Raw genomic sequence first — 8,422 nt, 5'->3', positions numbered from 1 at the left:
CCCGGGATCCGCAGCCCCTGTTCTCAGGGGGGTTTAAATAACATAAAAAAACCCCCGGCGCACCCCCCACCGCCCACCCCGGGGGGCCGCCCCCCCCCGCCCCCCCACCCCGATTGACCTGAGCATTTTCCAGATCGCTATGTCGATGCCATGGCGGGCGCTACACGTTGAACCGGAACTCCACCACATCGCCGTCCTGCATCACATACTCCTTGCCCTCCATGCGGGCCTTGCCGGCCGCGCGGGACTCGGCGACCGAGCCGGTCTCGACGAGGTCGGCGAAGGAGATGACCTCGGCCTTGATGAAGCCCTTCTGGAAGTCGGTGTGGATGACTCCGGCGGCCTCGGGGGCGGTGGCGCCCTTCTTGATGGTCCAGGCGCGGGTTTCCTTGGGGCCGGCCGTCAGGTAGGTCTGCAGGCCGAGGGTGTTGAAACCGACGTGGGCGAGGGTGGCGAGACCGGGCTCTTCCTGGCCCACGGACTGGAGGAGTTCCAGGGCCTCGTCGTCGTCCAGCTCGGCGAGGTCGGCCTCCAGCTTGGCGTTGAGGAAGATCGCCTCGGCGGGGGCGACCAGGGCGCGCTGCTGGTTCTTGAAGTCCTCGTCGGTCAGCTCGTCCTCGTCGACGTTGAAGACGTAGAGGAAGGGCTTGGTGGTGAGGAGATGGAGGTCGTGCAGCAGCTCCTCGTTGCCGGAGCCCTGGACGATTCCGGCGGCGAAGAGCGTGTCGCCCCTCTCCAGGATCGCCTTGGCCTCCTCGACGGCCTTGACCTTCGGGGCCACGTCCTTCTTGATGCGCGACTCCTTCTGGAGCCGCGGCAGCACCTTCTCGATGGTCTGGAGGTCGGCGAGGATCAGCTCGGTGTTGATGGTCTCGATGTCGTCCTTGGGCGAGACCTTGCCGTCGACGTGGACGACGTTCTCGTCCTTGAAGGCGCGGATGACCTGGCAAATCGCATCGGACTCGCGGATGTTCGCGAGGAACTTGTTGCCCAGGCCCTCGCCCTCGGAGGCGCCGCGGACGATGCCCGCGATGTCGACGAAGTCGACGGTTGCCGGGAGGATCTTCTGGGAGGAGAAGATCTCGGCCAGCGTGGCCAGACGCGGGTCGGGGACGCCGACGACGCCGACGTTCGGCTCGATGGTGGCGAACGGGTAGTTGGCCGCCAGCACGTCGTTCTTGGTCAGGGCATTGAACATGGTCGACTTGCCGACATTCGGCAGACCGACGATTCCGATCGTGAGCGACACGGTGGCGACTCGACTTCCGAGCGAGAGGTGGTGGGCACGGCCCCGGGAGGGCCGATCCACCAGTCTACGGGGCAGCCGGGCCCCAGCCGCCGCCACCGGGACCGGCCCTGCCCCGTCCGGCTCCGGGCCCGGAACGAATCCGCACCGAGCTCGGCCCAAAGGGCGTGTCCCGTAACCGGTTAATCCCACTTAGCGGCCTACCGTTGCCGAGTGGAGCAACACGAAGCGCGCACCCCCCAGCACAGCCCGCCGCGGTCCGCAGGTCCGCCCGTGGGCCAGGACGCCCGGCTCCCGCGCCCCGCGGAGGCAGTGGCCCCCGATCCCGACGACGACTTCCTCACCGCGATGCGGGCCTCCGGGTTCGCGTCCGTACCGGCATCCGCACCGGCGGTCGTCCATGCCGCGGCGCGCGGTCGCGCACCGGCCGGGCCGGCCCGCGCGCCCGCCCGTGGACCCGCTTCCGCGGCCCCCGGACGCGCCCCTGCCCCACCGCAGGGCCCGGCGTCCGCCACCGTGTACCGGGCGCGCCCGCAGCGCCCCGTGCCTTCCCCGCCGCCCGCCCCGCGACGCCGGGTGCCGGCGGCCAAGCTCACCGGACTCGGCTGCTGGCTGCTGGCGACGCTGGCGCTGCTGGGCTTCGCCTTCCTGGACCGGCTGCTCTTCGGCGGCGCACAGACCCTGTACGGCGTCTGCTATCTCCTGGTCGGCATCGGCGCCGCGCTGTGGGTCAGGCCGTACGACCTGGTCATCGCGCCGGTCACGCTGCCGATCGCGTTCACGCTCGGTGCGCTGCCGATCCAGCGCGGCGCGGGCGGGTTCGACGGGCTGCTGATGGGCGTCTTCACCGTCCTCGCGCTGAACGCGGGCTGGCTCTATGCCGGCACGCTGGTCTGCGCGCTGCTCGCGATCGTCCGCCGGGTGCTGATCATCGCCCGGCGTCGGGCCAGCCGACCGGCGAGTCGACCGCAGAGCGGAGCGCGCGGTCCGCAGGACCGGCCGACGCGGACGCCCGACCGGGGGCGGCCGCAGCCGAACCGTCCACGGCAGGTGGCTCGCCAGCCCGAGCGGCGTACGCAGCCATCGCGGCCCCCACGATCCCCGCATTGTTCTGAAGCTGAGCCGGCACGATCTCCGCGCTGATGTCCTCGATCAGCGGCAGGAACTTCTCCGCCTTGCGGCTCACCCCGCCACCGATCACGAACAGTTCGGGTGAGAAGAGCATCTCCACATGGGCGAGGTACTTCTGGACCCGGTGCGCCCAGTGCTGCCAGTTCAGCTCCTCGTCCTCCTTGGCCTTGGTGGAGGCGCGCTTCTCGGCGTCATGGCCGTGCAGCTCCAGGTGGCCTAGCTCGGAGTTGGGCACGAGGCGGCCGTCGGTGAAGACGGCGCTGCCGATGCCGGTGCCGAAGGTGAGCACGATGACCGTGCCGGTCCGGCCGCGGCCCGCGCCGAAGCGCAGTTCGGCCAGGCCGGCCGCGTCCGCGTCGTTGAGCAGTGTGACGGGGCTGCCGCCGGACTCGCCGCAGAGCCGCTCGGTGAGCATGGCGGCGGCATCCATGCCGATCCAGCCCTTGTCGACATTGGCGGCGGTACGGGTCGTCCCGCCGGTGACCACACCGGGGAAGGTCGCACCGACCGGCCCCGACCACCCGAAGTGGTCCACGACCTCCTTGACGCCGTCCGCGACCGCCGCCGGGGTGGCCGGATGCGGGGTCAGCACCTTGTAGCGCTCCTCCGCGAGCTCGCCGCGCTCCAGATCCACCGGGGCACCCTTGATGCCCGATCCGCCGATGTCCACACCGAAGACCTTCATGGGAAAAGGCTAGGCGTCGGCGGGGCGGCTCGCCCCCGGGATGCACCGACCGGTGGCCCGGGGAGCGAAGCGGAAGCGGCGGGGTCAGCTGTCGGTGGCTGCCTTGGCCTCGGCCCGCAGGTCCCGGCGGAGCTCCTTGGGCAGCGAGAAGGCGATGGACTCCTCGGCGGCCGTGACGGTTTCGACGTCCTCGTAGCCCCGCTGGGCGAGCCAGTCCAGGACGCCGTGGACGAGAACCTCGGGGACCGAGGCGCCGGAGGTGACACCGACCGTGCCGACGTCCTCCAGCCAGGCCTCGTCGATCTCCTCGGCGTAGTCGACCAGGTGGGCGGTGCGGGCGCCCGCACCCAGCGCCACCTCGACGAGGCGCACGGAGTTCGAGGAGTTCTTGGAGCCGACGACGATGACGAGATCGGCCTCGGCACCCATCTGCTTCACCGCGATCTGGCGGTTCTGGGTGGCGTAGCAGATGTCGTCGCTGGGCGGCGAGAGGAGGTTGGGGTAGCGGCCCTTGAGGGCGTCCACGGTCTCCATGGTCTCGTCGACCGAGAGGGTGGTCTGGGAGAGCCAGACGACCTTTTCCGGGTCGCGGACCTCGACGTTGGCGACGTCCTCGGGGCCGTCGACGAGGGTGATGTGCTCGGGCGCCTCACCGCTCGTGCCGACGACCTCTTCGTGGCCCTCGTGGCCGATCAGGAGGATGTCGTAGTCCTCCTTGGCGTAGCGGACGGCTTCCTTGTGGACCTTGGTGACCAGCGGGCAGGTGGCGTCGATGGTGGCGAGCTTGCCGCGCTTGGCTTCGTCGTGGACGACCGGGGCGACGCCGTGCGCCGAGAAGATGACGATGTTGCCCTCGGGCACCTCCTGCGTCTCGTCGACGAAGATGGCGCCCTTCTTCTCCAGGGTTTTCACGACGTACTTGTTGTGGACGATCTCGTGGCGTACGTAAACGGGGGCGCCGTACTGCTCAAGGGCCTTTTCGACGGCGATGACGGCGCGGTCCACACCAGCGCAGTAGCCACGGGGGGCGGCGAGCAGGACCTTGCGCCGGCCGCTGCGGCGCGAAGCGTCTTCGCCCGGGGTGGCGGCGGGCGTCGGGCTGGGCGAGGAAGTCATGCGACCCATCGTAAAGCCGTGCCCCCGCCCCGGAAGATCGTGCCTTTGTCCCAGACTGAGGGCGGCACGGAGCGAGGAGGCATGATGCCGGGCACGGGCGGCGGCACGGGCGGCGAGGGGGCGGGCGGCGGAGCGGGCTCCACCGGGGCCGGGGGTACCGCCGCCCCCGGTGCGCTGCGGCGGACGCTGACGTTCCGGGATCTGGTCGTCTACGGGCTGCTGTTCATCGCCCCGATGGCGCCGGTCGGGATCTTCGGCACGCTGCAGGCCACGTCGCACGGCGCGGTCACCGCCGTCTACCTCGTCGCGACCGTCGCGATGGCGTTCACCGCGTACTCGTACGCCCAGATGGTGCGGGTCGCCCCGCAGGCCGGGTCCGTCTACACGTACGCCCGGGTGGGCCTGGGCGAGGGGGCGGGGTTCGTCGCCGGGTGGATGGCGATGCTGGACTATCTGCTGATTCCGGCGGTGGCGTATCTGTTCTCCGGGATCGCGCTGCATGCGCTGGTGCCGTCCGTGCACCAGTGGGTGTGGACGGCGCTGGCGGTGGCCGTGACGACGCTGCTGAACCTGTGGGGCGTGCGGACGGCGGCCCGGGTGGGCCTCGCGGTGCTGGCGATGGAGATCGTGGTGCTCGCGGTGTTCGTGGTGTCGGCGGTCGTCGAGCTGATCTTGCACGGGGCGCAGCGGGGCTGGGCCGGGCCGCTGACCGGCGAGGGCGGTTTCTCGGTGCGGGCGGTGCTGTCCGCGGTGTCGGTGGCGGTGCTGTCGTATCTGGGCTTCGATGCGATCGCGTCGTTCGCGGAGGAGGCCGAGGGCCCGGCGGCCGACAAGGGCGGCCCGGGGGCCGGCGGGCCGGACCGGGTGGCGCGGGCGGTGCTCAGCTGTCTGGTGGTGGCCGGTGTGCTGTTCGCGGTGCAGACGTACCTGGCGGCGCTGCTGATGCCGATGAGCGCGGCGGAGCTGGCGGCCGAGCCGGGGAAGCAGGGCGGCGCCTTCTACGCCACGGTCGACGCGGCGGTGGGGCGCTGGCTGCACGACCTGGTCGCGGTGAGCAAAGCCATCGGCGCGGCGTTCGCGGCGCTGGCGGGGCAGGCGGCGGCCGGCCGGCTGCTGTTCGCGATGGCCCGGGACCGGCGGCTGCCGGGAGCGATGTCGACGGTGGACGCGGGCAGCGGGGTGCCGCGCCGGGCGCTGCTGGGCGCGGCGCTGGTGACGCTGGTGGCGGCGGTGTGGGCGGCCCGCAGGGACGACGGGCTCGACCAGCTGTCGTCGGTGGTGAACGTGGGGGCGCTGACCGCGTTCGGGCTGCTGCATGCGTCGGTGGTCGGCTGGTTCTGGATCCGCAGAGGTGCCGGGGCGCCGAGCGTGCTGCGGCATCTGGTGGTGCCGCTGCTGGGGCTGGCGGTGGTGGTCGCGGTGATCGCCGAGGCCTCCGCCGCCGCACAGGCCGTGGGCGGGGCCTGGCTGGTGGTGGGGCTGGTGGTGCTGGCGACTCAGTACCGGAGGCGGGCGCGGGCGGGTGGCGTGCGGGGCTGACGGGCCTGGGCGCGAGCCGGGTACGGGCCCCTGACGGGTACGAACCTGACGGGTACGGGCGGGCCCGGCAGGACGTCCGCACCGCCGCCCGCCCCGGCCACGCACCGCGCGAGCGCCGCCACTGTCAGTGCCCGCCGCTAGTCTCGCCCGTATGGCTGTTTCTACGTCCCCGGAAACGCCGATCCCGGTCGGCGAGGTGTCCCGGCTCATCGGCGGTTGGATCGACCGGCTCGGCGCGGTGTGGGTCGAGGGGCAGATCACCCAGCTCTCGCGGCGGCCCGGCGCGGGCGTGGTCTTCCTGACCCTGCGCGACCCGTCGTACGACATCTCGGTGAGCGTGACGTGCTACCGCCAGGTCTTCGACAAGGTCGCCGACGTGGTGAGCGAGGGCGCCCGGGTGGTGGTGCACGCCAAACCGGAGTGGTACGCCCCGCGCGGCCAGCTGTCGCTGCGGGCCGCCGAGATCAAGCCGGTCGGGGTCGGTGAACTCCTCGCCCGGCTGGAGCAGTTGAAGAAGTCGCTGGCGGCGGAGGGGCTGTTCGCCGCGGACCGCAAGAAGCCGCTGCCGTTCCTGCCGCAGCTGATCGGGCTGGTCTGCGGCCGGGCGAGCGCCGCCGAGCGGGACGTCCTGGAGAACGCCAGGCACCGCTGGCCGGCCGTCCGCTTCGCGGTGCGCAATGTGCCGGTGCAGGGGGTGCATGCGGTCCCGCAGGTGGTCGCGGCGGTCCAGGAGCTGGACGCGCTGCCCGAGGTGGACGTGATCATCGTGGCGCGGGGCGGCGGCAGCGTGGAGGATCTGCTCCCGTTCTCCGACGAGCAGCTCGTGCGGGCCGTGAGCGCGGCCGTGACGCCCGTCGTCTCGGCGATCGGCCATGAGCCGGACACCCCGCTGCTGGATCTGGTCGCCGATCTGCGTGCCTCGACGCCGACGGACGCGGCGAAGAAGGTGGTGCCGGACGTGGGCGAGGAGCTGGCCCGGGTCCAGCAGCTGCGGGAGCGGGCGCTGCGCGCCGTCGACGGCTTTCTGCAGCGGGAGGAGCGGGGGCTCGCCGCGGCGCTGCAGCGGCCGTGCATACAGCGGCCGCAGCGGATGGTCGAGGACCGCGAGGAGCAGGTCACGGCGCTGCTGGAGCGTGGCCGGCGGACCCTGGGGCATCTGCTGGACCGCGCCGACTCGGAGCTGACGCACACCCTGGCCCGGGTGGTCGCGCTCTCCCCCAGGGCGACGCTGGAGCGCGGCTATGCCGTCCTGCAGAGGCGGGACGGAACGGCGGTGCGCTCACCGGACGAGGTCGAAGCGGACGACGCGTTGCGGGCCCGGGTGGCCGAGGGCGAGTTCAGGGTGCGGGTGGACGGTGTCCCGGGCGCCGTCGCACCCCCCGAATAGTGCAAAGGCAGACTCTTAGGGTGGGAGACATGGCGAAGGCGAAGACGGATGGCGCGGCGGACGCGGAGCAGGGTGCGGCGGCCGGCGCGGCGGCCCGGGTGGAGTCGGTGGACTCCACGCTGGGCTATGAGCAGGCGCGGGACGAGCTGATCGAGGTCGTCCGCAGCCTGGAAGCGGGCGGCACGACGCTGGAGGAGTCGCTCGCGCTGTGGGAGCGCGGCGAGGCGCTGGCGAAGGTCTGCCGTCGCTGGCTGGACGGCGCACGGGCGCGGCTGGACGCGGCACTGGCGGAGTCACCGGACGGGCCGGAGGCGGAGCGCGCGTAGCGGCGTAGCGGCGTAGCGACATCGGGGGACCGCGCGCAGCGGGCAGCGCGCCGGGGGAGGCCCTCCCGGGCCGGTCATTTCCGACCGCGGAGGGCGAGGCGAATCACTGTGAACCGTCTCACAACACCCCCGTTTTAGTTGAAACTTAATCTATCTCGATTACAGTGGTTCCCCGTACCACCCCTGTAGCAGCTGCATGATCACTAATGTCTGCAGTGCCATCAGAACCTGAACCCCAGCTCACTCACCGAGGTGCCTTTATGTCTCTCGCCCTTGACGCCGCCGCTCAGGACCTCCTGTTCCGGGAGGCCCAGACCGCCAACACGTTCACGGACGAGCCGGTGACGGACGAGCAGGTCCAGGCCATCTACGACCTGGTGAAGTTCGGCCCGACCGCCTTCAACCAGTCGCCGCTGCGGATAACCCTGGTCCGTTCCCAGGAGGCCCGTGAGCGCCTGGTCAACCACGCCATGGGCGCCAACGGCCCCAAGACGCTCAGCGCGCCGCTGACCGCGATCCTCTCCGTGGACCTGGACTTCCACGAGAAGCTGCCGCGGCTCTTCCCGGCCGCCCCGGGCATCAAGGACACGTTCTTCTCCGAGGCCGCGGGCCGTACGGTCGCCGGCACCCAGAACGCCACCCTCCAGGCCGGTTACTTCATCGTCGGCGTCCGCGCCGCCGGCCTGGCCGCCGGCCCGATGACCGGCTTCGACTTCACCGGCATCGACAAGGAGTTCTTCGGCGACGGCAAGCAGAAGTCGTTCCTCGTCATCAACATCGGCAAGCCGGGCGCCGACGCGTTCTTCCCGCGCTCCCCGCGGCTGTCCTTCGACGAGGCCGTCGCCTCCGTCTGAGCGGGCGCCCCGCAGGAAACCCGCGGGAGTCGCCCAGCGACCCCGCAGGGAATCCGCCGGCGCCACGCATGAGGCCGCCGCACCCACCCGGGTGCGGCGGCCTAAACGGTTTCTTCGCGGGTCAGCCCGTCTTCGCCA

7 protein-coding genes and 1 pseudogene are annotated in these 8,422 nt (G+C 71.6%); 5 read left to right on the top strand and 3 right to left on the bottom strand.

The annotated features are described in order from the left end of the window. Window positions 1-160: 160 nt before the first annotated feature. Window positions 161-1,249: a redox-regulated ATPase YchF gene (gene ychF, locus ACWGI6_RS29215; RefSeq protein ID WP_393906834.1), complete on the bottom strand. Its 1,089-nt coding sequence runs from the start codon at window positions 1,247-1,249 to the stop codon at window positions 161-163. A gap of 345 nt (window positions 1,250-1,594) precedes the next feature. Here ychF and ACWGI6_RS29210 point away from each other — a divergent pair. After that, a pseudogene (locus ACWGI6_RS29210) lies at window positions 1,595-2,161 on the top strand (DUF6542 domain-containing protein); the annotation flags it as partial. Between the two features lie 13 nt (window positions 2,162-2,174). Here the strand turns inward: ACWGI6_RS29210 and ppgK are convergent. Further along, entirely contained in the window at window positions 2,175-3,062 is an 888-nt protein-coding gene (ppgK, locus tag ACWGI6_RS29205; RefSeq protein WP_453270288.1) for a polyphosphate--glucose phosphotransferase, read from the bottom strand. A gap of 84 nt (window positions 3,063-3,146) precedes the next feature. After that, window positions 3,147-4,178 (bottom strand): 4-hydroxy-3-methylbut-2-enyl diphosphate reductase, encoded by a 1,032-nt coding sequence (locus ACWGI6_RS29200; RefSeq protein ID WP_453270287.1) that lies wholly within the window; start codon window positions 4,176-4,178, stop codon window positions 3,147-3,149. A gap of 84 nt (window positions 4,179-4,262) precedes the next feature. Between ACWGI6_RS29200 and ACWGI6_RS29195 the strand changes: the two genes are divergently transcribed. From ACWGI6_RS29195 to ACWGI6_RS29180, 4 genes are all read left to right on the top strand, one after another. Continuing rightward, on the top strand, window positions 4,263-5,717 hold the full coding sequence (locus ACWGI6_RS29195) for an APC family permease (protein WP_453270341.1): 1,455 nt from the start codon (window positions 4,263-4,265) through the stop codon (window positions 5,715-5,717). A gap of 151 nt (window positions 5,718-5,868) precedes the next feature. Next, the gene (xseA, locus tag ACWGI6_RS29190) at window positions 5,869-7,104 is read left to right on the top strand and encodes an exodeoxyribonuclease VII large subunit (protein ID WP_453270286.1); all 1,236 of its coding nucleotides are present in this window, start codon (window positions 5,869-5,871) and stop codon (window positions 7,102-7,104) included. A 29-nt stretch (window positions 7,105-7,133) separates the two neighbouring features. Continuing rightward, complete coding sequence (locus ACWGI6_RS29185; RefSeq protein ID WP_393906830.1) at window positions 7,134-7,430, top strand: exodeoxyribonuclease VII small subunit; 297 nt, start codon at window positions 7,134-7,136, stop codon at window positions 7,428-7,430. Window positions 7,431-7,690: 260 nt separating this feature from the next. Then, window positions 7,691-8,284, top strand: coding sequence for a malonic semialdehyde reductase (locus tag ACWGI6_RS29180; protein WP_453270285.1), 594 nt, complete (start codon window positions 7,691-7,693; stop codon window positions 8,282-8,284). The last annotated feature ends 138 nt before the right edge of the window (window positions 8,285-8,422 follow it).

The sequence above is a fragment of the Streptomyces sp. NPDC054786 genome (assembly GCF_053611685.1).
This window is presented reverse-complemented; position numbering and strand designations above follow the sequence as displayed.

Bases quoted from the DNA above. Each gene is read 5' to 3' on its own strand.
- ppgK (WP_453270288.1), bottom strand. From the start codon at position 3,062: ATGAAGGTCTTCGGTGTGGACATCGGCGGATCGGGCATCAAGGGTGCC.
- ACWGI6_RS29200 (WP_453270287.1), bottom strand. From the start codon at position 4,178: ATGACTTCCTCGCCCAGCCCGACGCCCGCCGCCACCCCGGGCGAAGAC.
- ACWGI6_RS29195 (WP_453270341.1), top strand. From the start codon at position 4,263: ATGCCGGGCACGGGCGGCGGCACGGGCGGCGAGGGGGCGGGCGGCGGA.
- xseA (WP_453270286.1), top strand. From the start codon at position 5,869: ATGGCTGTTTCTACGTCCCCGGAAACGCCGATCCCGGTCGGCGAGGTG.
- ACWGI6_RS29185 (WP_393906830.1), top strand. From the start codon at position 7,134: ATGGCGAAGGCGAAGACGGATGGCGCGGCGGACGCGGAGCAGGGTGCG.
- ACWGI6_RS29180 (WP_453270285.1), top strand. From the start codon at position 7,691: ATGTCTCTCGCCCTTGACGCCGCCGCTCAGGACCTCCTGTTCCGGGAG.